Here is a 24,513-nt window from a genome sequence, read left to right as displayed (position 1 = left end):
ATGATTCATGAAACAGCGAAAATTCACCCGGCAGCAGTAATCGAAGGTGATGTAACTATCGGTGCTAACGTGACAGTTGGGCCTTTCACTTACATTGCTGGTAACGTGACAATTGGTGACGACACTGAAGTGATGTCGCATGTTGTGATCAAAGGTCATACAACCATTGGTAAAGAAAACCGTATCTTCCCTCATGCTGTTATTGGTGAAGAAAACCAAGACAAGAAATACGGTGGTGAAGAGACAACAGTTGTGATCGGTGATCGCAACGTGATCCGTGAAGCGGTTCAAATCCACCGTGGTACGGTTCAAGACAAAGCAACCACTGTAATTGGTGATGACAACCTACTTTGTGTTAATGCTCACGTAGCGCACGATGTTATTGTTGGTAACCATACTCACATTGGTAACAACGCTATTCTTGGTGGACACGTGACGGTTGGCGACTACGCTGGTGTTATGGCACTGTCTGCGATTCACCCATTCTGCTCAATTGGTGCTTACGCATACATTGGCGGCTGTTCTGCTGTTGTTCAAGATGTACTTCCGTACGTACTTGCACAGGGTAACCATGCTGCTCCATTCGGTCTGAACCTAGTGGGCTTGAAGCGTAACGGTTTTGAAAAACCAGAAATTCGTGCACTACAGAAAGCGTACAAAGAGTTATACCGTTCAGGTAAAACACTTGAAGAAGCGAAAGCGGCTTTAGTTGAAATGGCGAAAGAGTTTACTTCGGTGGCTCCTATGCTAGAAATGCTAGAGAATTCTGAGCGCGGTATTATTCGTTAATACTGGATGTGGTTGTGTACCAATCCGCGCAAGTATGACAATAATTACTTAATCAGATTGGTATAACAAAAAGATCGCTAATCATTAGGCGATCTTTTTTGTTTTAGGCAAGAAGGGAATTGGAAAACTATGGCACAGCAAGAAGCAGCAACCAACAGCAAGGACTTTGTTTCGAATGAACCTCTGCGGGTAGGTATCGTTGTCGGAGAACTCTCTGGTGATACGCTTGGTGAAGGTTTTATCAAAGCAATCAAATCACAGTACCCGAATGCTGAATTCGTCGGTATTGGCGGACCCAAAATGAAGGCGCTTGGTTGTGAGTCTCTTTTCGAGATGGAAGAGCTAGCTGTCATGGGCTTAGTTGAAGTACTTGGCCGTTTACCTCGTCTGCTAAAAGTAAAAGCAGAGTTGGTTAAGTATTTCACTCAAAACCCACCAGATGTGTTTGTTGGTATCGATGCACCTGATTTCAACCTAAGACTTGAACTTGATCTTAAGAACGCAGGCATTAAAACGGTCCATTACGTGAGCCCTTCAGTGTGGGCTTGGCGTCCCAAGCGTATCTTTAAAATCGACAAAGCAACCGACTTGGTTTTGGCCTTCCTGCCATTCGAGAAAGCGTTTTACGATAAATACAACGTTGCCTGTGAATTTGTTGGCCACACGCTGGCAGACGCAATTCCTTTAGAACCAAGTAAACAAGATGCACGTGAGCTGTTAGGCTTAGACCAAGACAAACAGTGGTTAGCCGTATTGCCGGGCAGTCGAGGTGGTGAGATGGGGTTGATCGCTCAACCATTTATCGAAACGTGCCAGCGCATTAAGCAAAAATACCCTGACATCAATTTTGTTGTTGCGCTCGTGAATGAACAGCGTAAAAAACAGTTTACCGAAATCTGGCAAACAACAGCGCCTGAGCTTGAATTCACGTTAGTCGAAGATACGGCAACCAACGTGATTACCGCTGCTGACTCTGTGCTTCTGGCTTCCGGCACAGTGGCTCTTGAGTGTATGTTACTGAAGCGTCCAATGGTCGTTGGCTACAAAGTAAATAAGCTGACAGGCTACATTGTGAAGAAGCTAGCAATCACTGATTTCGTATCACTGCCGAATATTTTGGCTGGTGAAGAGATCGTGAAAGAGCATATTCTTGAGGAATGCCACCCAGACTTCTTGTTCCCATCTGTCGACAAAATGCTATCAGCCGACAACAGTGCATTGATCGAACGTTTTACCGAGATGCATCACTGGATTCGTAAAGATGCTGATAAGCAAGCCGCCAACGCAGTACTGAAATTGATTGGTCGAGAGTTTGTTGAATCATAAAGTGCAGCCTCAGAAAGCACTGACTTATAAGTTACAAAGAGAATTGTCATGGCAGTAAAAGAGAAAAAAGAGCTTCCTCCATTTGAATATCCGCAAGGCTACCAGTTGTTTGCTGGTGTGGATGAAGTAGGTCGTGGGCCATTGGTAGGCGATGTGGTGACTGCTGCGGTTATCCTAGATCCAAATAATCCAATCGAAGGCTTAAACGATTCAAAAAAACTGTCTGAGAAAAAGCGTCTTGCTCTGCTTCCTGAAATCAAGGAGAAAGCCTTGGCGTGGTCTGTTGGTCGCTGTTCGCCACAAGAAATTGATGAGCTGAATATTCTACAGGCAACTATGGTCGCTATGCAGCGCGCTATCGCTGGGTTGAGCGTTCAGCCTGACATGGCACTGATCGATGGTAACCGTGTTCCTGAACTGCCAATGGACGGTCTGGCTATTGTAAAGGGCGATTTACGAGTAGCAGAGATAAGTGCAGCGTCTATTATCGCTAAAGTGGTTCGTGACCAAGAGATGGAAGAACTCGACAAGTTGCATCCAGAGTTTGGTTTCGCGAAACACAAAGGTTACCCAACCAAAGCGCATTTCGAAGCGATTGAAAAACATGGTGTTACCGAACATTACCGTAAGAGCTTTAAGCCAGTAAAACGTATCCTTGGCATAGATTAGAGCGTATTGATTAAGCTCTATCTAGACTAGAGCTTTACGTTAGCTAGACCTGGGCATCGAATAAAGTTGCTTACTTGCGTCAGAAAAAAATAGAATACACACAGTTGTAACCCTAGGCTCAAACCTAGAATTCAGGAAAAATAATGTCAGATCCAAAATTTGTTCACCTACGCGTACACAGTGACTTTTCGATGGTGGATGGCCTATCCAAGGTGCCACCATTAGTAAAAAAAGTCGCTGAAATGGGTATGCCTGCTCTAGCATTGACCGACTTTACCAACCTGTGTGGGTTGGTGAAGTTTTACGGTACTGCTCATGGGTGTGGGGTTAAACCAATTATTGGTGCTGACTTCTTGATGCAGTCTCCGGAATTCGGTGACGAGCTAACCAAGCTCACCGTCATTGCAACCGACAATAAAGGTTATAACAACCTAACGCTGCTTATCTCAAAAGCTTACCTTCGTGGTCATGTACAGCATCAGCCTGTTATCGATAAAGAGTGGTTGATTGAGAATGCCGAAGGCCTGATTATTCTATCGGGTGCCAAAGAAGGTGAGATTGGTAAGGCGCTACTGAAAGGTAACCGTGATTTGGTTGCAAGCAGCGTCGAGTTTTACAAGACGTACTTCGCCGACCGTTTTTACTTAGAACTGATTCGTACCGGACGACCGGATGAAGAGTCATACTTACACTTTGCGTTAGAGCTTGCTGAACAGGAAGACCTGCCTGTTGTCGCAACCAACGAAGTGGTTTTCCTAACTGAAGACCTGTTTGATGCTCATGAAATCCGCGTGGCGATCCATGACGGTTTCACTATGGTCGATCCTCGTCGTCCTAAGAACTACAGCGCGCAGCAATATCTTCGTAGTGAAGAAGAGATGTGTGAGCTGTTCTCTGATATTCCGGAAGCGTTAGAGAACAGTGTTGAGATTGCCAAGCGTTGTAACGTGACCGTTCGTTTAGGGGAATACTTCCTGCCTAACTTCCCTACGGAAGGTTTGGCGATTGAAGACTTCTTGATCAAGAAATCTGAAGAAGGTCTTGAACGACGTTTGGCGTTCCTGTTCCCTGACGAAAAAGTTCGCGCTGAGCGCAGACCTGAATACGATGAGCGACTCAAGATCGAGCTCGAAGTTGTCAATAACATGGGTTTCCCAGGTTACTTCTTGATCGTAATGGAGTTCATTCAGTGGTCAAAAGACAACGATGTGCCAGTAGGTCCAGGGCGTGGTTCTGGTGCTGGCTCTTTGGTGGCTTACGCGCTTGATATCACCGACCTTGACCCGCTTGAGTACGATCTCCTTTTCGAACGTTTCTTGAACCCAGAACGTGTATCCATGCCCGATTTCGATATCGACTTCTGTATGGATAAACGTGACCAAGTTATTGATCACGTGGCTGAGATGTACGGTCGTGATGCTGTTTCTCAGATCATCACCTTTGGTACTATGGCGGCAAAAGCGGTAATCCGCGATGTAGGCCGTGTATTGGGTCACCCGTTTGGCTTCGTCGACCGAATTTCAAAGCTTGTACCGCCAGATCCGGGTATGACGCTTGAGAAAGCCTTCCTTGCTGAACCGGCACTGCCGGAGCTTTACGATGGCGATGAAGAAGTTCGTGAACTGATTGATAAGTGTCGCATCCTTGAAGGTTGTACGCGAAACGCCGGTAAACACGCGGGTGGTGTTGTAATATCACCAACCACGATCACTGACTTTGCGCCAATTTATGCCGATGCTGAAGGTAACTTCCCAGTAACGCAATTCGATAAGAATGACGTTGAAACTGCTGGCTTGGTTAAGTTCGACTTCTTGGGTCTGCGTACCTTGACCATCATCGACTGGGCGTTAGGCCTAGTGAACCCACGTTTGAAGAAAGAGGGTAAAGAACCGGTTCGTATCGAGTCGATTCCTCTAGATGACCAAGCGTCGTTTAACCTATTACAAAATTCTGAAACCACCGCGGTATTCCAGCTGGAATCGCGTGGTATGAAAGACCTGATCAAACGTCTACAGCCCGACTGTTTTGAAGATATCATCGCATTGGTAGCCCTGTTCCGTCCGGGTCCTCTGCAATCAGGCATGGTAGATAACTTTATCGACCGTAAACATGGCCGTGAAGCGGTTTCTTACCCTGATGAAACGTGGCAACACGAATCACTGAAAGAGACACTAGAACCTACCTACGGCATCATCCTGTATCAAGAACAGGTAATGCAGATCGCACAGATTCTGGCAGGCTATACGCTTGGCGGCGCGGATATGTTGCGTCGTGCGATGGGTAAGAAAAAGCCAGAAGAGATGGCGAAACAGCGTGGTACCTTTAAAGAGGGTGCTGAAGCCAACGGTGTTGATGGCGAACTTGCCATGAAAATCTTTGACTTGGTAGAGAAATTTGCGGGCTACGGCTTCAACAAATCTCACTCGGCGGCATACGCACTGGTTTCTTACCAAACGCTGTGGTTGAAAACGCACTACCCAGCGGAATTTATGGCTGCGGTAATGACGGCTGATATGGATAACACCGAGAAGGTTATTGGCCTTGTTGATGAGTGTTTCCGTATGAAGCTCAAGCTGCTTCCACCTGATATCAACTCGGGCTTGTACCGCTTTAACGTGGATGAAGATGGCGCGATTGTTTATGGTATCGGCGCGATCAAAGGGGTAGGTGAAGGCCCTATTGAAGCGATTATCGAAGCACGAAATAAGGGCGGTTACTTTAAAGACTTATTCGACTTCTGTGCGCGTCTTGATCTGAAGAAGGTCAACAAACGTGTTATCGAAAAGTTGATTCTATCCGGTGCCTTAGATAGATTAGGTCCTCACCGTGCAGCGATGATGGCTTCATTGCCGGATGCGGTTAAAGCGGCAAGCCAACATCACCACGCTGAGTCCTTTGGACAATCAGATATGTTTGGCGTGTTGACCGATGCTCCGGAAGAGGTTGAACACAAGTATACCCAAGTGCCTAAGTGGCCTGAGAAGGTTTGGCTTGAGGGCGAACGCGAAACGCTTGGTTTGTATCTAACTGGTCACCCGGTTAACGCTTACATCAAAGAGTTAGCGAAATACACTAGCTGTCGCTTGAAAGATGCCACGCCAACGCGTCGTGACCAATCATTAACGATTGCCGGTTTGGTGATTGCTGCGAGAGTGATGACCACTAAGCGCGGTACACGAATCGGTTTGATGACACTTGATGACCGATCTGGGCGAATGGAAGTGATGTTGTTCTCGGATGCCCTCGATCGTTACGCAGAGTTGCTCGAAAAAGACAAAATTGTGGTCGTTTCCGGACAGGTCAGCTTTGATGATTTCAATGGCGGGCTTAAAATGTCCGCGCGCGAGGTCATGGACTTAGGAAGCGCCCGTGAGAAATATGCTCGTGGGGTGTCGATATCTATCGACCAATCCCAAATTAACGGTCAATTTTTTGAACGCTTTAGTCAAATCTTAGAACCTTATAGAGCCGGAACGGTCCCAGTCAATGTATACTACCAGCGTGCCGACGCTAGAGCGCGGTTAACATTGGGCACAGAATGGCGTGTGACGCCAAGTGATACATTACTAGACGAATTAAAACAGCTGCTTGGAAATAGCCAAGTAGAACTCGAATTTAACTAAAATTTAGCTTCGCGAATACGGAGCTGAATCAACAAGGATTCATAGATGAGCCTGAACTTTCTAGAATTTGAAAAGCCTATCGCTGAACTTGAAGCAAAAATCGAAGCGCTACGTGACGTTTCGCGTCATGGTGGTGACACAGCGGTAGATCTAGACAAAGAAATCGAACAACTAGAGAAAAAAAGCTTAGAGCTTAAACAGAAAATCTTTAGTGACTTAGGTGCATGGCAGGTTGCTCAACTTGCTCGTCACCCTCAACGTCCTTACACAAAAGATTACCTGGAGCATGCATTCACAGAGTTTGAAGAGATGGCGGGCGATCGCGCTTACGCTGACGACAAAGCTATTGTGGGTGGTATGGCTCGTCTAAATGGCCGTCCTGTTATGGTTATTGGTCACCAGAAAGGTCGCGAGACTAAAGAGAAAGTGATCCGTAACTTTGGTATGCCAAAGCCAGAAGGTTACCGTAAAGCGCTACGTCTAATGGAAACCGCTGAGCGTTTCAACATGCCTATTATTACTTTCATCGACACAGCGGGCGCATACCCAGGTGTTGGTGCTGAAGAGCGTGGTCAATCTGAAGCTATCGCGAAAAACCTAAAGGTTATGGCTGGTCTTTCTGTTCCAGTTATCTGTAACGTTGTGGGTGAAGGCGGTTCTGGTGGTGCACTAGCGATTGGTGTTGGTGACTACGTGAACATGCTTCAGTACTCTACGTATTCAGTAATCTCTCCAGAAGGTTGTGCTTCAATCCTATGGCGTGATTCAGATAAAGCCCCACAAGCAGCTGAAGCGATGGGCCTGATTGCTCCTCGTCTTAAAGAGCTTGAGCTTATCGACGAAATCATTCCTGAGCCTCTAGGTGGCGCGCACCGCGACCCTGCACAAACCGCTCAGAACATGAAAGACATGCTAGTTAAACAGCTAGAAGAGCTAGAGCAGTTTGATAACGAAACGCTTCTTGAGCGTCGTTACCAGCGTCTAATGAGCTACGGCTACTGCTGATAAGTTACCTTAGTAATAAGGTCTGCTTAACGTAACAAGTTGATGAAAGGGTTGGACTCAGTGCCAACCCTTTTTTATTATTAAAACATTATCCTTTCACACACGACCTCTTGGTTTAGTAGCCTCATGACACACTTAATTGATACTTTCACATCTGTACTTGATCAAAGCGCGCTTAAGCCTCGTAGTAGGTTGGTCGTCGCTTTCAGTGGTGGTGTCGATTCACGAGTGTTGTTGGAGTTATCCGCTCAATATGCCCAAGCGCACGACATTGAGTGCCATGCGGTTCATGTGCACCATGGCTTAAGTACAAATGCAGACCTCTGGGTAGAACAATGCCAAACATGGTGTGATGGTTTGTCTATTCCATTAGCTATTGAGCGAGTGTCGTTGGATGTTAACAGTGGAGAAAGCATAGAAAAACTCGCTAGAGATGCTAGATATCACGCCTTCAAACAATATATTCGATATGGTGATGTGCTTGTTACAGGTCAACACCTCGATGATCAAGTAGAGACTTTCTTGTTAGCGTTGAAGCGTGGCAGTGGGCCTAAAGGCCTCTCTTCAATGGCGAAAGTGATGCCGTTTGTTGATGCTCATATTGTTCGCCCTATGCTATCGGTAACTCGAACCGAGATTGAAGCAGCTGCTTACGGCATGGGCTTAACTTGGGTAGAAGATGAGAGTAATCAGGATCTGCGTTTTGACCGTAATTTTATTCGTCATCAAGTCACTCCGACACTGACCGAGCGTTGGCATAGTTTCCGAGAATCGGTCAGTCGCAGCGCTCAGCTATGTGCAGAGCAAGAGTTACTGTTGGATGAGTTGCTTGAGTCTCACTTACAACAAGCTTTAACTGAGAAGCACAGCTTAAGTATTAAGGCATTGTCTCAGCACTCTGATTTACTGCGTGCACGCCTATTAAGAATGTGGCTGAGCCGCTGTAATCAACCGATGCCGAGCCAAAAGCAGCTCAAACTTATATGGGATGAGGTGGCATGCGCTCAGGCTGACGCCAATCCTAAGTTGGTGTTGAATGAGGTTGAGGTTAGGCGTTTTAATCATCAGCTCTACATAGTGAAAGAGACTAAGGACTTGTCGAGTTGGCATGCCGATGTTGTGCTTGGTGATAGCTTGCAACTGCCCGATGGTTTAGGGAGATTACAATTCATGCCATCACAGAGTGGTGCTGTATCGAATGGTCGTAATTCGCAAAGCTTCAGCTTGAAGGGGTTAAACGGAGCGCTACGAGTGATCTTCAACCCTGAAGGATTATCAGCGCATCCTGTTGGACGCGGTCATAGCAGAAAGCTCAAAAAACTCTTTCAAGAGTACCAAGTACCCAGTTGGTTACGACGCAGAACGCCAATATTAATGGATGGCGATCGAGTGATCGCTGTTTTAGGCTTATTCGTAGATAAAAACTACGAAGGTCAAGATTGTGAAGCGCTTTGGAGCAAGTAGAAAAAGTTTGTGTCACAATTCACCGTCACTTTAATAAAAATAATTAATGGAATATGCAATGAAGAAAATTACACTAGGATTAGTTCTTGGATTTGGACTATTGAGTGGTAACGCTCTGGCGGGTGATGTTGCTGCGGGTCAAGCTAAAGCAGCAATCTGTGCAGCATGTCATGGTGCTGACGGTATCGCAGTGATCCCAGGTTACCCAAACCTTAAAGGTCAAAACGAGCAATACATCGCTTCATCAATTAACGCATATAAGAACGGCCAGCGTACCGGCGGTTTGGCCGCTGTAATGCAGGCTCAAGCTTCAATGCTGAATGATGCAGATATTGCTAATCTAGCCGCTTACTACGCAAGCCTTAAGTAAAACCTTCTTAAAGCGCTGATTAAACAAGATGATAAATTTCGAGCCAGAGCTTTAAAGCTCTGGCTTTTTTCATTGAATGTTTACTATAGCTAACCGATAATGAGCCATTCGCACAGTTTAAGGGATGAACATGAAAAAGATTGAAGCCATTATCAAGCCATTCAAACTTGATGATGTACGTGAAGCACTTGCAGAAGTGGGTATTACGGGTATGACAGTATCTGAAGTGAAAGGCTTTGGACGTCAGAAAGGTCATACTGAGCTATACCGCGGCGCAGAGTACATGGTCGACTTTTTACCTAAAGTGAAATTGGAAATTGTTGTGACCGACGAAGTGGCTGACCAATGTGTTGATACCATTATCGAAACGGCGCAAACAGGCAAAATTGGCGACGGTAAGATCTTCATTACTGACGTTGAACGTGTGGTACGTATTCGTACTGGTGAAGAAGACGAAGACGCCGTATAAAAAAACTATTACCCTAAAAGGAGCGTTTATCGCTCCTTTTTCATCTCTGGTAGGGTGTTGTATGTTTAAGAAAACCATCATTGTTATCACGCTATTGATAACGCTTGCTGTCGTTAGTTTTCATTTAATCTTCGTGATCCCGAATAAACCCAACCTGATCACCTCTTCTCAAAATACCAGCAATGATATCTACAGTTGCTACCAAAATTCTGAGCCGAAAGCAATTGATGTGTCTGATGGCTTAGACATTACGGTGTGGAATATCTACAAGCAAAACCGAAGTAATTGGCAGAGTGAATTAAATAAGCTGTCGGCTGGTAGCGATTTAGTCTTGTTGCAAGAAGCGAGTATGACAGAAGAACTTCGCCAATGGGTAACGAGTGGCCAGTGGGGAAGCACTCGTGTTAATGCGTTTGAAGCCTTTGAGCAAAGTGCTGGTGTACTTAACCTAGCGACGCATTTGCCTATCGAAGCTTGTGCTTATACTCATGAAGAACCTTGGCTTCAATTACCAAAATCCGCGCTTTGGTCGCGTTACCAACTTAGTAACGGCGAACAACTGGCCGTGATTAACATCCATGCTGTGAACTTTACGTTTGGTACGGAAGATTACAAAGCTCAGCTCAAGAGCTTAACTGACAATCTGCAAAAGTATCGTGGGCCTGTTATTTTTGCTGGGGATTTTAATAGTTGGAGTGAAGCCCGCTTTGCTGTCTTGAAAGGTGCATTGAAACAGGTAGGTTTGACGGAAGTAGCCTTTGACCCAGACAACAGAACTCAGTTCATTACAGGACTGGTGCTCGATCATGTGTTCTATCGAGGGCTAGAGGTAGAAAAAGCAAAAGCGCCCATTACGGACGCTTCTGATCATAACCCTATGCGAGTGACTTTTAAGGCTAAATAGGCTAGAGAGTTTTCGCTAGCCTTATATCTTTAACTTAAAAGATTAAAATGTAGAGCGCCCAGATTAGGTAGTAGCCGACCCATGGTAAGCCAGAGATGACCAGTGCCTGACCACGCTCAAACTCAGTCCACGTCAATACAGCGGCATAACCCAACACAATGTACCAAGGCAACAACAGTGGTAATGAGCTAGCAAACTGCGACCAATCATTGGTTAGCGGTAACTTGATTAAGCCGTTTAAGCTATTCAAATCAGCGGCGTAGTTCATCACATGCCCATGCTTGAGTATCAGGCTTGCGTAGCTCGCAATGTCTCCTAAAACTGCAGGGAAGATGATAACGGATGCCGCTGCAAACCATCGCCAAAAGCTATGTTGATGTTGGCTTGGCTTTGTTGCTAGGTTAAACCAGAATGCCAACAAAACGATGGTTAGCGTTCGGCTAAATACGTCGTTGATGATTTCACTTGCGAGTAGGGTGTTGCTGTCAAGTAACGCCAATTGGTCAGGGTTAGTTTGAGCCAATTGCTGTGATAGCTCTGCACTTAACCATGCAAAATCGACATTCGAAAAATAAGCACCCCAAAACAAAAATGGGCTGAGCATTAATACGACGTAGGGTTGCCATCCCCAAGCACTTCGCTGATAAAGCGCTAAGAAACACGCTGTTGGTGAACGGAATATATCCAACAGCATGACGAGTGGGTTACTTGACGGGTTCATACACTTACCTTAGTTACATCAACATACAGCTTGAGTTTTTGTCCTGGCTGTAGGTATTTCTTGTTCTGCAAAGCGTTCCATTTTACAACATCTGTACTTTTTACTTTGAACTTTGATGCAATACCGCTGACTGTGTCACCAGATCTTACGTTATAGAAGATCGTGCGGATGACGGCGCCGTCTGAACCATTCTTCCAAATGACCAGTTCTTGACCAACTCTCAGCGTGTCGCGTGGTCCCATACCGTTCCACTTAGCCAGTGATTGGTGAGATACCTTATTTGCGCGTGCAATCGTCCATAGGCTGTCACCACTTTTTACTGTATGGCTGAGCTTATATTGACCACGACTCTTCGACTGGGTGCTTGCTAGGCGGTTTGAAGCGCTTAGTGCGTATGTCTTGTCATCTTTAGTTGATGTTGGGATTAGCAGGTGCTGTCCAATACGAATATTGTTGTTGCTCAAACCGTTTGCAGAGCGAATCACTTTACTGGTGGTGTTGTATTTGCTTGCTAGCACGCTAATGCTGTCACCAGATTGAACTTTGTAACGCACCAACTTCATGCCTTTGCCTTTATTGGCAGCGACTTCTTTGTTGAATTTTTCAACTGAGTCTAGAGGAAGTAATAGCTGTTGGTGTTTCTCTGGTGCCGTTGCCCACTGGTTGTAAGCAGGGTTGTAGCCTTGCAGCTCTTTAACTGGAATGCCTGCGTAGTTCGCAGCAATCGCTAGATCAAGCTGTTCTTCAGGGTTAACCAGAGTCAGCACTGGCTTGTTCGGGATCGCAGGGATATCGATGCCATACTTTTCTTGATTGGCAATGACATCAGCTAGAGCAAGCAGTTTAGGTACATAGCTGCTGGTCTCTTTTGGTAAATCGAGAGAGAAGAAGTCGATTGGTTTACCCAACTTCTTGTTCTTACGGATTGCGCTGTTTACTCGACCACCGCCACTGTTATAGGCAGCAATCGCATGGTTCCAGTCGCCATCGAAACGTCGGTTAAGGTCTGATAAGAAATCTAATGCGGCGTCGGTAGAGGCGGCAACATCACGGCGGCCGTCATACCAAAAGTTCTGTTCAAGCCCGTAGTCTTTGCCTGTGCCTGAAATGAATTGCCATAGACCTGCAGCACTGCCATGAGAATAGGCAAACGCATCGAAAGAACTTTCTACAACGGGCAATAGGGCCAGCTCTAGTGGTAAGCCTTTTTCTTCAATCTTAGTGGTGATCAGATACAGGAAAGGTTCAGCACGCTTTGATACGGTTTTTAGATGACTCGGGTGCTTGAGGTACCAAGTTCGGTAGTAGTCGACCTTCTTTTGGTCTGGTACTTCCATTTCAAGTTGCATCGCAATGCGTTTCCAAACATCTTGTTGTGTTTGTGGAGTTACGACAGGTGCTTCAACTTTTTGATCTTCTTTGGCTGTGGCTTCTGATGAAACGTTCGCTTGAGAAACTTCTTTAGTAGGAGATGTGTTGGTTTGCTCGGAAGCTTGGTCTGGATTCTCTGACTGAGTTAATTGGCAACCAGAAAGTAGTAATACCAAAGCCCAGCTGTACTTAACTCGCATGTTACAGCCTTTTTAATTAACGGCCGATGATAATACTTGCCACCCCCTATGAGTGACAAGTCTGTATTTGTTAAAATTCGTTCTTCCACGCACGTAAAGCGGTGAATACCGATAAAGGGTCGGTCTGCTCGGTGCGATTAGACACTGATTTCACTACACTTGGCTCGGTATAGCGCAAGAAGGGGTTCACAAACTTCTCTTGTCTCAAATTTGTGGGGATGGTCGACTTATTTTGCGCGCGAAGTCGGTTCACTTGGTCGCGATATTGCTGCAAATGTTGGTTGTCAGGTTCAACCGCTAATGCGAAAGCGATGTTTGCGGCAGTGTATTCATGCGCACAATAAACTTCGGTTTCTTGAGGTAGCGCCGTGATCTTATTCAGTGCATCGAACATCTGTTGTGGTGTGCCTTCCATGATTCGGCCGCAACCCGCAGAGAACAGCACATCACCACAAAACAGTTTTGCATCACCTACATAACCAATATGACCCGCGGTGTGGCCACTGAGCCCTAGGACGAGGAATACTTCGTCAAACAGTTCTAATTGGTCACCATCATCGACTGGGTGAGTTAAGGTGGGGATTGGTTCATTCCTTGGACCCACGACATCAACGCCGGGAAATTGTCTAACTAGTTCTGGAACGCCACCAATGTGATCGTGGTGGTGGTGCGTAATCAAGATTGCATCTAAAGTTAGCTCATGGTGTGCTAAGTACTCTAATACTGGAGCCGCATCACCGGGGTCGACGACAGCACAACGGCGATCGCTATTTTCAATCAGCCAGATGTAATTGTCGTTAAATGCAGGTATGCTTTTGATATGTAACATTATTGGTTCTCCAGTCACTTTTAGTGCGACAGAATAAGTGAGACAGATTATTGATGAAGCCAGCACGTAGCAGAAAGAAGTTTGAACGTCCTTATACTTGGGCGCAATTGCACAATGGGGACTGGTTGAGAGAATCTATTCAAACTCGACTCGATGAGTGGTGCCCAAAGCTATTTGGTTACCATATGCTCAAGCTCGGCGGCCTCAGTAGTGAGATTTCTAGCTGCACATGCAACATTCAACATCAAGTAAACCTAGATATCCAGAACCCATTACATAATGTGATAGCGGATGGCTATAATTTGCCCTTTTTGGAGAAAAGCTTTGATGTTGTGGTGTTGAGTCATCAGTTAGATTATAGCAATGACCCACATCGCTTATTGAGAGAAGTTGATCGAGTCATGATGGACGATGGCTATATCATTATCACTGGCTTTAACCCGATTAGTGTCACTGGGCTTGCCAGTTTGATGCCTTGGCGAAAGAACAGTTTGCCTTGGAGTGGGCGCATGTACACGCCTAACCGAATAAAAGACTGGTTAGGGGTACTTAATTATGAAGTGATTCATTGTGACACCTACGCGCTGTTTCCGATGAGTAAGTATCAAGCGATGTGGACGTGGTTGGAGAACAGCTTAGGTGGATGTGCATCCTTCGCCGGAAGCCAATACTTTATTGTTGCACGTAAACGTACTTACCCGCTTAAACCTATCAAGCCACATTGGCACCTTAAGCGACGTTTCTCACCTGTTGGAGCAAGTTTTAGAACCAATACGCGTCGTACAATGGATTCCGCCAAAGCGTCATATCCGCTAAAAACAGAAAAAGCCGACTAGTTGTCGGCTTTTTATCTACTAGTTCGGTTAAGAAATTATCAATTAATTTAAGGCGTTATCAATCAGTTTCAGGAACAATAAATCATTTTCTGAAATGTACGTCTAATTCTAAAAGACGATTAACTTGGCTGATAGCCCGTATCTTCTTTAGTCGGATTTTCCGCTGCGTTTCTTGCTAAATCATCACACATTTCGTTTTCTCTGTGTCCTGCGTGTCCTTTTACCCAGCGCCAATCAACGCTATGGCGAGCGGTTTCTTTATCAAGCCTTTGCCACAGATCGGCATTTTTAACCGGTTTCTTGTCGGCTGTTTTCCAGTCACGCTTTTTCCAGTTGTGAATCCACTGTGTGATGCCTTGACGCACGTATTGGCTATCTGTGGTCAGAATCACAGAACAAGGCTCTTTGAGGGCTTGGAGAGCAACGACAGCGGCGAGCATTTCCATACGGTTATTGGTTGTTAGCGTGAAACCTTCTGCTAGCGTCTTCTCGACTTTTTTGTAGCGAAGTACGATGCCATAGCCGCCAGGACCAGGGTTGCCTAAACAAGAACCATCAGTGAAAATTTCAACTTGTTTCGTCATGATTTGATACTATTACCTCAAGCACATTATCGGCATAGTCTGACACAGTTATCCTTATGAATACCAGTAGCACTCCAGAACAAAGCACGAACGAAAAAAACAGTTCGAACGAAAATAAGCGCATTGTTGTACTCGATACCGAAACCACCGGTATGAATACAGAAGGTGGCCCTCATTACATGGGTCACCGCATCGTTGAAATTGGTGCAGTAGAGATCATCAACCGTAGGTTGACCGGGCGTCATTTTCACGTCTACATAAAACCTGATCGTGCGATTCAAGAAGAGGCGATTGGCGTTCACGGTATTACCGATGAGTTCTTGATTGATAAGCCTGAATATCAAGACATACATAAAGAGTTTCTCGACTTTATAAAAGGTGCAGAGCTGGTGGCTCATAACGCGCCCTTCGATACCGGCTTTATGGACTATGAGTTTGAGAAGCTTAATCCAGCGATAGGTAAAACGGATGACTACTGTAAAGTTACCGATACCTTGGCGATGGCGAAGAAGATATTCCCAGGTAAAAGAAACAACCTAGATATCTTATGTGACCGTTATGGTATTGATAACTCGCACCGTACTCTCCACGGTGCATTACTCGATGCGGAGATCCTAGCCGACGTCTACTTATTGATGACGGGTGGCCAAACTTCGCTGCAATTTAACGCTGGTCAACAGGAAGGCGAAGCCGAAAGCATACGAAGAGTAGAAAGTGGTCGAAAATCCCTAAAGGTTTTACGAGCTACGGCCGATGAAGTAGAAGCGCATCAAAGTCGTTTAGATCTCGTCGAGAAAAGCGGAAGCTGCCTCTGGCGTCAGTAGGGAGAGAGTATGTTAAGGGTATTGGCTACCGGTTGTTTATTGCTGTTAAGCTTTAGCTTGCATGCGGCAACAGAATCCGTAATGAGTTTATTGGACAACCGTTTTCGAGTTGATTCCAGTATTGAACAAGTCACCTTTGTGATTTATCGAGCCGATAACTCTAAACCTGTCGTTTTGGTTCGTCCTGATGGCAAGAAATACTACTCTTGGCGCAATGCTGATAATGTCCGTTGGTACGAAGAGTCGTCCATGGACATTATATCTATCGACAATCCGATGCCTGGCCCTTGGCAAGCGATAGGTAAAGTTTCCCCTAAGAACAACATCAAGCTCCTGTCTCATCTTGTTTTGGATGCTAATGAGTTTCCCGACAAGTTGTATCAGACTGAGCGCATTAAATTTACCGCCCGTCTCACCTCTGATGGCAAGCCGCTTGTGCTGCGTGATTTTCTCGATCGCGTGAAGCTTAAGGTTACCTTTACTAAGTTTGTTGAAAACGAAGAGTCTTTAGTGAGAGAAGCTCGCCCGGTTCCGGTTGTGATGGGCGAGTTTGCTGATGATGGTGTTGATCTTGATGAAAAAGCGGGAGACGGCGTATTCACAGTATCCTTACCAATTGATATCGAGCCCGGTAAATACCGAGCGCGAATTACCTCTGGTAATGGTGTGTTCCTGCGAGCGCAAGAGCAAGAAGTCTTGGTTTACCCAACACCGCTCACTACCACCTTTATTCAGTCTCGAAAAGAGGGTTTACCTCATACTATTGTGGTGTCTGGTGAACAGGGGATGATCGCACCGAGCTCTTTGGCGGTTCATGTTGAGCACAAGGCTCCTGATGAATATGTTATTTACAAGCAGGGGCAAGCTGAAGTCGACGCAATGAAAGTCGCTTTAGAGCTGCCTTATAATGGCGATTTAGGGATTTATAATTGGTCAGGGATGGTTTATGCCACTGATGCTTCAAGTCAGCGCCCGCTTATCTTTCCAATTACTGAGCAGTCGTACAGCGTTGTTGAAGATATCGACTTAGCAGAGTCACGACGCCTTCAAGAAGAAGCACTTGCTGAACAGAAGCGTATCGCAACAGAGTTGATGATCCTTCAAAAACGTGAAGATGACAGACAGCGCAGTATGATCATTATTGCGGTGGGTAATGTGGTCGCTATTCTATTGGGCTTATTGATTTGGTTTGTGGTTCGTAAGGTCAAGGCGAAGAAAAAAGCGTTACCTGAGATGCAGCTTAAAGCGCCTAAGTAACTCGCTTAGATGATTAGGTTGTCTGGAGAGAATAAGCCGCCAGAGATAAAGCATTAGAATTTTTGACAACGATGTCATGAACAAAAAAACGGGACTCATAGGAGTCCCGTTTTTGTTTCTATTTTTGACCTTAAGCGACGTTATCAATCGATTGGTCTGGGTACTGAGACTTTGCTGCAAGCTCCTCTGGTGAGAAGTCATCAACGTTAATCGTGTACAGTCTGTGTTCCTCAGCGCTAATCAGAAGATTTGCTTCGTCTTGCGTTAAGATACCTTTTTCAAGTCCCAACTGAGCGACAAGGTCGAGTCGTAAGAAAGCACGTTTTTGATGTGTTTCTTTACAAACCTTATCGAACAGAGGTTCAGCTTGAAGAATCACTTCTAGCGCTTTTTCAATCTTACCTACTGGGTTGTATTCCGTTGCTTCTAGGTATTGGCCACGACCGATACGAGAGCGTGTTTCACTTGGTGTTTGTAGAATGTGCGCGACTTTGCTATCCAGCTTGTCGTTTGGTGCACGACGGATACGGCCAAATGGCATTAGCACAACACGAAGCAGACGACCAATCACAGGGTTAGGGAAGTTCGCTAAGAACTCATCAATCGCCACTTCAGTTTGGCGTAAGCTATCTTGCATACCCCAATGTACTAACGGTAGATCTTCAGCGTGGCTGCCTTCGCTTTCAAAGCGTTTCAGCGTTGCTGAGCCGAGGTAAAGTTGACTCAGGATGTCCCCCAATCTTGCTGATAAACGTTCTCTACGCTTCAGTGAGCCACCTAGAACTGCCATTGAGATATCAGACAGTAGCGCTAGGTTTGCACTGTAGCGGTTTAGCTGTTGGTAGTAACGTTGTGTCTGTTTATCGGTTTTATTTGAAGGTGTTGGCGCATCTGAACCACGGCCATCGGTTAAACCAAACCACAAGCTGCGGACTAGGTTACTCATAGTAAAGCTAACGTGTCCTGCTAACGCCGAATCAAACTTATCTAGAGCATCACTGCTTTCAGAATAAGCCGCTTCCATTTCGTTAAGTACGTAAGGGTGACAGCGAATCGCACCTTGACCATAGATGATCATTGAACGAGTCAGGATGTTTGCGCCTTCAACCGTAATCGCGATAGGCGAACCTTGGTAGCCACGAGCTAGGAAGTTCGATGGACCTAAGCAAATACCTTTACCGCCAACAATATCCATAGCATCGATGATGCTGCGCTGACCACGGTGTGTACAGTGGTACTTAACGATTGCTGAGATAACCGAAGGTTTTTCGCCAAGATCGATACCTGCAACGGTTAGATTACTTGCCGCATCCATCACATAAGCGTTACCCGCTAGGCGTGCAAGTGGCTCTTCAACCCCTTCCATGCGGCCAATCGGTTGTTTGAATTGACGACGAATACGAGCATAAGCGCCCGTTGCTAATGCAGCAGACTTAATACCACCCGTTGAGTTTGAAGGCAGTGTGATACCACGACCAACCGACAGACACTCAACCAGCATACGCCAGCCTTGACCTGCCATTTTCTGGCCACCAATGATGAAGTCGATAGGCACAAAGATATCGTCGCCTTGCGTCGGACCGTTCTGGAACGGCACATTCAGCGGGAAGTGGCGATTGCCAATTTCTACGCCTTTTAAATCCGTTGGGATAAGCGCACAAGTGATGCCTAGATCTTTTTGGTCACCAAGCAGACCATCAGGGTCACGCAGTTTAAAGGCCAAGCCTAATACCGTCGCGACAGGTGCTAGGGTGATGTAACGCTTGTTCCAAGTTAGGCGCATGCCCAATACTTCTTCACCTTGCCATTCGCCTTTACATACCACACCGTAATCTGGGATTGAACCTGCATCAGAGCCAGCTTCTGGGCTCGTCAGGGCAAAACAAGGGATCTCTTTACCTTCCGCTAGGCGCGGCAGGTAATGATTTCTTTGTTCTTCTGTACCGTAGTGTTGTAATAACTCACCAGGGCCTAATGAGTTAGGTACGCCAACCGTTGATGACAATACGCTAGAAACGCCGGTTAGCTTCTGAAGAACCAAAGACTGAGCGTAAGCCGAGAATTCTAAACCGCCGTATTTTTTCTTGATGATCATGGCGAAGAATTTATGGTCTTTCAGGTATTGCCATACTTCTGGTGGCAAATCTGCAAGCTCATGGGTGACTTGGTAATCATTGACCATTTCACACACCGTGTTTACCGGGCCGTCTAGGAACGCTTGTTCTGCGCCAGACAGTTTTGGATCAGCGATGTTTTGTAGCTTTTTCCATTCAGGCTTGCCTTTGAACAACTCTGCTTCCCACCAAACGGTGCCGGCTTCCAGTGCTTCTTTTTCTGTTTGAGACATTGCCGGTAGTACTTTCTTAAATACAGAAAGCGCTTTTTGGCTGATGAGAGTTTGACGAATGGCTGGCACAGCAAAGATCGCAACGGCTAACAAGTAACAAAGCCAACCAGTGACTGCCACGCCGCCGAACAGTGTTAATGCTACCATTGCGCCAGTTAATACAACTAATGCACGTACCAGACTAACTCTATGGTAAAGACAGACGCCTAAGATGGCTGTCATGCCGAGTAGGGAGAGCAATATGTTCATGATCGATTTCCTTTTCAGAGATCACTTATTGTTATTAAGTTTTAGGTAAGAGGTCTAACCAGTCAAGTGTAAACAAAATATTAAATATTTGTAAAACTCCAAAGTGAATAAAAAGTGATCTCAATAGAGTTAAAGTTCTAATTGTGAGAGGTTGGTGGCGAATATTTGGACGGATCGGCAGCGAGACTCTAATTAAGGTGGCAATCTTTGGGCTTAAGTGTCGACACTATTTCATGTTTGTGGGTAAACTCAGGTAAAAGAGGGGAAAACCCTCAGCTCTCATTTCACGTACTTTAAGTTGCGTAAAAAAATATAAGAGATAAGCCTTATGTACCATGACCTAATCAAAAGTGAATTGAACGAAGCTGCTGACGTTCTGAATAAGTTCCTGAGTGATGACCATAACATCGCTCAAATTGAAGCGGCGGCAAAACTGATTGCTGACTCATTCAAGCAAGAGGGCAAAGTGCTTTCTTGTGGTAACGGTGGTTCACACTGTGATGCAATGCACTTCGCAGAAGAGCTTACTGGCCGATACCGTGAAAACCGTCCAGGTTACGCTGGTATTGCGATTTCAGATCCAAGCCACCTGTCTTGCGTGAGTAATGATTTTGGCTACGACCACGTATTTTCTCGTTATGTAGAAGCGGTAGGTCGTAAAGGTGATGTGTTGTTCGGTCTGTCGACTTCAGGTAACTCTGCCAACATTTTGAAAGCGATTGAAGCTGCTCAAGCTAAAGGCATGAAGACGATTGCATTGACGGGTAAAGATGGCGGTAAAATGGCGGGTTGCGCTGATATCGAAATCCGAGTGCCACATTTTGGTTACGCAGACCGTATCCAAGAGATTCACATTAAGATCATTCATATTGTGATTCAGCTTGTTGAAAAAGAAATGGAATAATAGTTTTACAGACATTTGGAGCCCAGGTTTGTGGCTCCATTGGTTTTAAAAGGGAGTAGATTAAACCATGTGTGAATTGCTCGGTATGAGCGCGAATGTGCCAACTGATATTTGTTTTAGTTTCACCGGCCTGATGCAGCGTGGAGGTAATACCGGACCACATCGTGATGGTTGGGGAATCACCTTTTATGAAGGGAAGGGCTTTCGAACGTTCAAAGATCCTAACCCTAGCTGTGAATCAAAGATTGCTGAGTTAGTTCAAAACTACCCAATTAAAAGCCAAGCTGTTGTCAGTCATATCCGTCAAGCCAATCGTGGTGGCGTTAATCTAGAAAATACTCACCCATTTACCCGTGAGCTATGGGGACGATACTGGACCTTCGCTCATAATGGCCAATTAACGGATTACGATGATCTGGTTAGTGGTCGTTTCAGACCTGTCGGCGAGACGGACAGTGAACTTTCTTTTTGTTGGTTAGTGAAACAGCTAGAAGATCGTTTCCCTGAACCACCACAAGACATGGAAGGTATGTTTCGCTTTGTCGCGGAATGTTGTGACCAGTTGCGTGAGAAAGGTGTCTTTAACATGCTACTCAGTGATGGTGAGTATGTGATGACCTATTGTACGAATCACTTGTACTGGATAACAAGACGTGCACCTTTTGGTAATGCGAGCCTGATTGATGAAGATGTTGAGATAAACTTTCAAGAAGAGACCACGCCAAATGATGTGGTTACGGTCGTCGCAACGCAGCCTCTAACATGCAATGAAGAGTGGTTTAGAATGAAGCCAGGCGAATACGCACTGTTTCATTTTGGTGAGCTGATTGGTAATAACCATAAAGCGTTGGAAGATGTTGCTTACGCACCTAAAAAGGTTGCAAGCCAAGCACCAACTGAGCCATTGAGCTAAGTATTCCGAATAGTATTAATTTGAAACGCATAAAAGAAAGGCCGCTTACTGAACTAATGAATCAGTAAGCGGCCTTTTTATTTGGTTTAGTTTTAACGAATCACTCTTCTGCGTAACCGTGTTTGCCCAATGCCTTGCTGTCTAAGATAGCTTGTCCGTTTGCCATTGATAAACGATCTTCCGCGAACCACTTGCAGACCAGAGGATAAATGCAGTGTTCTTGGGTGAGTACTCGGCTCGCTAGCATGTCGGCATCATCCCCTTCAAATACTGGCACCTTAGCTTGTAAGATTACAGGACCACCATCGAGCTCTTCGGTAACAAAGTGGACGCTGGTGCCATGCTCTTTGTCCTGAGCATCAATAGCACGCTGGTGGGTGTGCAGCCCCGGATACTTAGGTAACAGAGAAGGGTGGATATTGATCATTTTACCCGCGTAATGACGAACAAACTCTGAACTCAGAATGCGCATATAGCCAGCGAGTACAATCAGGTCGGGTTGGTAAGCATCGATCTGAACCATCAATTCATGATCAAATTCTTCACGCGAATTAAATTCTTTTGGATTCACCGAATGAGCGTCAACACCTGCTGACTTTGCTCTCTCTAGACCAAAAGCCTCTGCTTTGTTTGAGAAAACGGCCTTAACAGAGGCATCAATCGTGTGGCTCTCACAGGCATCCAAAATTGCCTGCAAGTTACTTCCGCTTCCTGAGACTAAAACGACGATGTTTTTCTTAGAGTGACTGTTATTCATAGAATGGCTGTTCTTCATAGAGTGGGTCATGCGATTGGTTAACTGGACTGTTTACAATGTACCTACATAAACTAAGGTTTTCTGCGGGCTAAATAGCAAAATGAGGACCATTAGGTCCTCATTGATTAACTAAGTAAGTGAGCGTATCACTTATTTGATTTCTACTTGCTCTTCGCCAGCTTCAGCGTTTGCGATCTCACCGATAACCCAAGCGTTTTCGCCTTCTGCTTTCAGTAGTTCAACAGCAGCGTCTGCTTGATCTTTAGGTAGAGCAACAACTAGGCCTACACCACAGTTGAAAGTGCGGTACATTTCAAATGTTTCCACGTTACCTTTCTCTTGTAGCCAGTTGAAGATAGCTGGCCATTCCCAGCTCTTGCCATCAATGACTGCTTTAGTGCCTTCAGGAAGTACGCGTGGGATATTTTCCCAGAAACCACCACCTGTGATGTGCGAGATAGCATGAATGTCATGCTCAGCAATCATCTTAAGTGCCGATTTGATGTAAATCTTAGTAGGTTCTAGTAGGTGCTCACCGATAGTGCGACCTTCTAGTTCTTCACTCTTATCAGCACCAGAAACTTCTAGAACTTTACGAATTAAAGAGTAACCGTTTGAGTGTGGACCACTTGAACCAACAGCGATAAGTGCGTCGCCTGCTGCTACTTTAGTGCCGTCAATGATGTCAGCTTTTTCTACAACACCAACACAGAAACCAGCTACGTCGTAGTCGTCGCCTTCGTACATGCCTGGCATTTCAGCCGTTTCACCACCGATTAGTGCACAACCAGCTTGAACACAACCTTCAGCGATACCAGAAACAACGTCTGCTGCTGTATCTACATCTAGCTTACCTGTTGCGTAGTAGTCTAGGAAGAATAGCGGCTCACCACCTTGAACGATTAGGTCGTTCACACACATTGCCACTAGGTCGATACCAATGGTGTCGTGTTTTTTCAGATCCAAAGCAAGGCGAAGTTTAGTACCAACACCATCAGTACCTGAAACAAGTACCGGCTCTTTGTATTTCGTTGGAAGTTCACATAGGGCGCCAAAGCCACCAATACCGCCCATTACTTCAGGGCGACGAGTGCGTTTAACAGCACCTTTAATACGGTCTACTAGTGCATTACCTGCGTCGATATCAACACCAGCGTCTTTGTAGCTTAGAGAAGAAGTATTACCACTCACGGGATAGTCCTCGAACTTAAGTTGGATGTGAAAACGGCGCTATTCTAACAGGGCTTGATTACCAAGAGCAAACGTTTGCGCGGTTTTTTTTATTAGAATAAAGATTCTGAAATAACCTTAGAGTTCGTGTATAATCTACAGGTTTGTTTAAATATTGCCGGAGTTGGAAATGAAAGTTGTTGAAGTGAAACACCCGCTAGTAAAACATAAAATTGGCCTGATGCGTGAAGGTGAGATTAGCACTAAGCGTTTTCGTGAGCTAGCGACAGAAGTGGGTAGCCTTCTAACATACGAAGCGACATCAGACTTTGAAACTGAGCGTGTGACGATTAACGGTTGGAACGGTCCAGTAGAAGTTGACCAAATTAAAGGTAAAAAAGTAACGGTAGTGCCAATCCTACGTGCTGGTCTAGGCATGATGGACGGCGTTCTTGAGCACATCCCAAGTGCACGTATCAGCGTTGTTGGTATTTACCGTGACGAAGAAACACTTGAGCCAGTACCATACTTCAACAAGCTTGCATCTAACATCGACGAGCGTATTGCTCTAGTGGTAGACCCAATGCTTGCGACAGGTGGTTCTATGATCGCGACTATCGACCTAATGAAAGAGAAAGGTTGTAAGCACTTTAAGATTCTTGTGCTTGTTGCTGCTCCTGAAGGTATCGCTGCTCTAGAAAAAGCGCACCCAGACGTTGAGCTTTACACCGCTGCAATCGATGAGAAGCTAAACGACAAGGGCTACATTGTTCCTGGTCTTGGCGATGCTGGTGATAAGATCTTCGGTACTAAGTAATTCGGTTTCAGCTTAAGTGACTCTAAACCGTTTCTTAACTCGCTGAATTAGCCGTATTAGTAAAAAGGGAGAGCATTCAATGCTCTCCCTTTTTTGATCTTGTTGGTTTGTGATT

Annotated in this window: 22 protein-coding genes; 15 read left to right on the top strand and 7 right to left on the bottom strand. The window is 45.5% G+C overall.

Features of this window, described 5'->3' with window-relative positions; all coding sequences use genetic code 11:
* The 9 genes from lpxA to CWO13_RS11755 all read left to right on the top strand — a co-directional run bounded on the left by lpxA (nt 1) and on the right by CWO13_RS11755 (nt 10,619).
* Nucleotides 1-789: an acyl-ACP--UDP-N-acetylglucosamine O-acyltransferase gene (gene lpxA, locus CWO13_RS11795; RefSeq protein ID WP_048606664.1), complete on the top strand. Its 789-nt coding sequence runs from the start codon at nt 1-3 to the stop codon at nt 787-789.
* Between the two features lie 129 nt (nt 790-918).
* Entirely contained in the window at nt 919-2,115 is a 1,197-nt protein-coding gene (lpxB, locus tag CWO13_RS11790) for a lipid-A-disaccharide synthase (RefSeq protein WP_108019932.1), read from the top strand.
* Nucleotides 2,116-2,163: 48 nt separating this feature from the next.
* Nucleotides 2,164-2,784, top strand: a complete 621-nt coding sequence (rnhB, locus tag CWO13_RS11785; protein WP_048606660.1) for a ribonuclease HII — start codon at nt 2,164-2,166, stop codon at nt 2,782-2,784.
* 143 nt (nt 2,785-2,927) lie between these two features.
* The gene (dnaE, locus tag CWO13_RS11780; protein ID WP_048664589.1) at nt 2,928-6,407 is read left to right on the top strand and encodes a DNA polymerase III subunit alpha; all 3,480 of its coding nucleotides are present in this window, start codon (nt 2,928-2,930) and stop codon (nt 6,405-6,407) included.
* A 45-nt stretch (nt 6,408-6,452) separates the two neighbouring features.
* Nucleotides 6,453-7,412, top strand: a complete 960-nt coding sequence (accA, locus tag CWO13_RS11775; protein WP_017060731.1) for an acetyl-CoA carboxylase carboxyl transferase subunit alpha — start codon at nt 6,453-6,455, stop codon at nt 7,410-7,412.
* Between the two features lie 126 nt (nt 7,413-7,538).
* Nucleotides 7,539-8,876 carry a tRNA lysidine(34) synthetase TilS gene (tilS, locus tag CWO13_RS11770; RefSeq protein ID WP_107898673.1) on the top strand — a complete coding sequence of 446 codons (1,338 nt, stop codon included), beginning with the start codon at nt 7,539-7,541 and terminating at the stop codon, nt 8,874-8,876.
* A 58-nt stretch (nt 8,877-8,934) separates the two neighbouring features.
* Nucleotides 8,935-9,246 (top strand): c-type cytochrome, encoded by a 312-nt coding sequence (locus CWO13_RS11765; RefSeq protein WP_048661228.1) that lies wholly within the window; start codon nt 8,935-8,937, stop codon nt 9,244-9,246.
* 130 nt (nt 9,247-9,376) lie between these two features.
* The gene (gene glnB, locus CWO13_RS11760) at nt 9,377-9,715 is read left to right on the top strand and encodes a nitrogen regulatory protein P-II (RefSeq protein ID WP_004738609.1); all 339 of its coding nucleotides are present in this window, start codon (nt 9,377-9,379) and stop codon (nt 9,713-9,715) included.
* 61 nt (nt 9,716-9,776) lie between these two features.
* On the top strand, nt 9,777-10,619 hold the full coding sequence (locus tag CWO13_RS11755) for an endonuclease/exonuclease/phosphatase family protein (RefSeq protein WP_107898672.1): 843 nt from the start codon (nt 9,777-9,779) through the stop codon (nt 10,617-10,619).
* A 34-nt stretch (nt 10,620-10,653) separates the two neighbouring features.
* Here CWO13_RS11755 and CWO13_RS11750 read toward each other — a convergent pair whose 3' ends face one another.
* The 3 genes from CWO13_RS11750 to gloB form a co-directional block, all read right to left on the bottom strand.
* On the bottom strand, nt 10,654-11,340 hold the full coding sequence (locus CWO13_RS11750; protein WP_048661230.1) for a YIP1 family protein: 687 nt from the start codon (nt 11,338-11,340) through the stop codon (nt 10,654-10,656).
* On the bottom strand, nt 11,337-12,911 hold the full coding sequence (locus CWO13_RS11745) for a LysM peptidoglycan-binding domain-containing protein (RefSeq protein ID WP_102432045.1): 1,575 nt from the start codon (nt 12,909-12,911) through the stop codon (nt 11,337-11,339). Before CWO13_RS11745 ends, CWO13_RS11750 begins: the two co-directional genes overlap by 4 nt.
* 70 nt (nt 12,912-12,981) lie before the next feature.
* Nucleotides 12,982-13,740: a hydroxyacylglutathione hydrolase gene (gene gloB, locus CWO13_RS11740; protein ID WP_048664593.1), complete on the bottom strand. Its 759-nt coding sequence runs from the start codon at nt 13,738-13,740 to the stop codon at nt 12,982-12,984.
* 53 nt (nt 13,741-13,793) lie between these two features.
* On the opposite strand from gloB, the gene CWO13_RS11735 reads away from it, so the two are divergent.
* Nucleotides 13,794-14,576: a class I SAM-dependent methyltransferase gene (locus CWO13_RS11735; protein WP_048661233.1), complete on the top strand. Its 783-nt coding sequence runs from the start codon at nt 13,794-13,796 to the stop codon at nt 14,574-14,576.
* A 119-nt stretch (nt 14,577-14,695) separates the two neighbouring features.
* Here the strand turns inward: CWO13_RS11735 and rnhA are convergent, their stop codons facing one another.
* The gene (gene rnhA, locus CWO13_RS11730; RefSeq protein WP_048661234.1) at nt 14,696-15,160 is read right to left on the bottom strand and encodes a ribonuclease HI; all 465 of its coding nucleotides are present in this window, start codon (nt 15,158-15,160) and stop codon (nt 14,696-14,698) included.
* A gap of 56 nt (nt 15,161-15,216) precedes the next feature.
* Here rnhA and dnaQ point away from each other — a divergent pair, with 56 nt between their 5' ends.
* Both dnaQ and CWO13_RS11720 read left to right on the top strand, forming a co-directional pair.
* The gene (gene dnaQ, locus CWO13_RS11725; RefSeq protein WP_017060722.1) at nt 15,217-15,984 is read left to right on the top strand and encodes a DNA polymerase III subunit epsilon; all 768 of its coding nucleotides are present in this window, start codon (nt 15,217-15,219) and stop codon (nt 15,982-15,984) included.
* Between the two features lie 9 nt (nt 15,985-15,993).
* Nucleotides 15,994-17,241, top strand: coding sequence for a TIGR03503 family protein (locus tag CWO13_RS11720; protein WP_102432044.1), 1,248 nt, complete (start codon nt 15,994-15,996; stop codon nt 17,239-17,241).
* Nucleotides 17,242-17,371: 130 nt separating this feature from the next.
* Here the strand turns inward: CWO13_RS11720 and fadE are convergent, their stop codons facing one another.
* Nucleotides 17,372-19,837 (bottom strand): acyl-CoA dehydrogenase FadE, encoded by a 2,466-nt coding sequence (gene fadE, locus CWO13_RS11715; RefSeq protein WP_102432043.1) that lies wholly within the window; start codon nt 19,835-19,837, stop codon nt 17,372-17,374.
* Between the two features lie 328 nt (nt 19,838-20,165).
* Here fadE and lpcA point away from each other — a divergent pair, with 328 nt between their 5' ends.
* Together lpcA and CWO13_RS11700 are read left to right on the top strand one after the other, a co-directional pair.
* Nucleotides 20,166-20,741, top strand: a complete 576-nt coding sequence (gene lpcA / locus CWO13_RS11705) for a D-sedoheptulose 7-phosphate isomerase (RefSeq protein ID WP_004734322.1) — start codon at nt 20,166-20,168, stop codon at nt 20,739-20,741.
* Between the two features lie 67 nt (nt 20,742-20,808).
* On the top strand, nt 20,809-21,654 hold the full coding sequence (locus CWO13_RS11700; protein WP_017079424.1) for a class II glutamine amidotransferase: 846 nt from the start codon (nt 20,809-20,811) through the stop codon (nt 21,652-21,654).
* Nucleotides 21,655-21,754: 100 nt separating this feature from the next.
* On the opposite strand, the gene purN is transcribed toward CWO13_RS11700, so the two are convergent.
* Both purN and purM read right to left on the bottom strand, forming a co-directional pair.
* Nucleotides 21,755-22,441: a phosphoribosylglycinamide formyltransferase gene (purN, locus tag CWO13_RS11695; protein ID WP_102432042.1), complete on the bottom strand. Its 687-nt coding sequence runs from the start codon at nt 22,439-22,441 to the stop codon at nt 21,755-21,757.
* A gap of 120 nt (nt 22,442-22,561) precedes the next feature.
* The gene (purM, locus tag CWO13_RS11690; RefSeq protein ID WP_008222945.1) at nt 22,562-23,602 is read right to left on the bottom strand and encodes a phosphoribosylformylglycinamidine cyclo-ligase; all 1,041 of its coding nucleotides are present in this window, start codon (nt 23,600-23,602) and stop codon (nt 22,562-22,564) included.
* A gap of 169 nt (nt 23,603-23,771) precedes the next feature.
* On the opposite strand from purM, the gene upp reads away from it, so the two are divergent.
* On the top strand, nt 23,772-24,398 hold the full coding sequence (gene upp, locus CWO13_RS11685; protein WP_017060716.1) for a uracil phosphoribosyltransferase: 627 nt from the start codon (nt 23,772-23,774) through the stop codon (nt 24,396-24,398).
* Nucleotides 24,399-24,513 lie beyond the last annotated feature (115 nt).

It is taken from the genome of Vibrio sp. ZF 223, assembly GCF_003050585.1.
GTDB classification, from domain to species: Bacteria; Pseudomonadota; Gammaproteobacteria; order Enterobacterales; family Vibrionaceae; genus Vibrio; species Vibrio crassostreae.
This window is presented reverse-complemented; position numbering and strand designations above follow the sequence as displayed.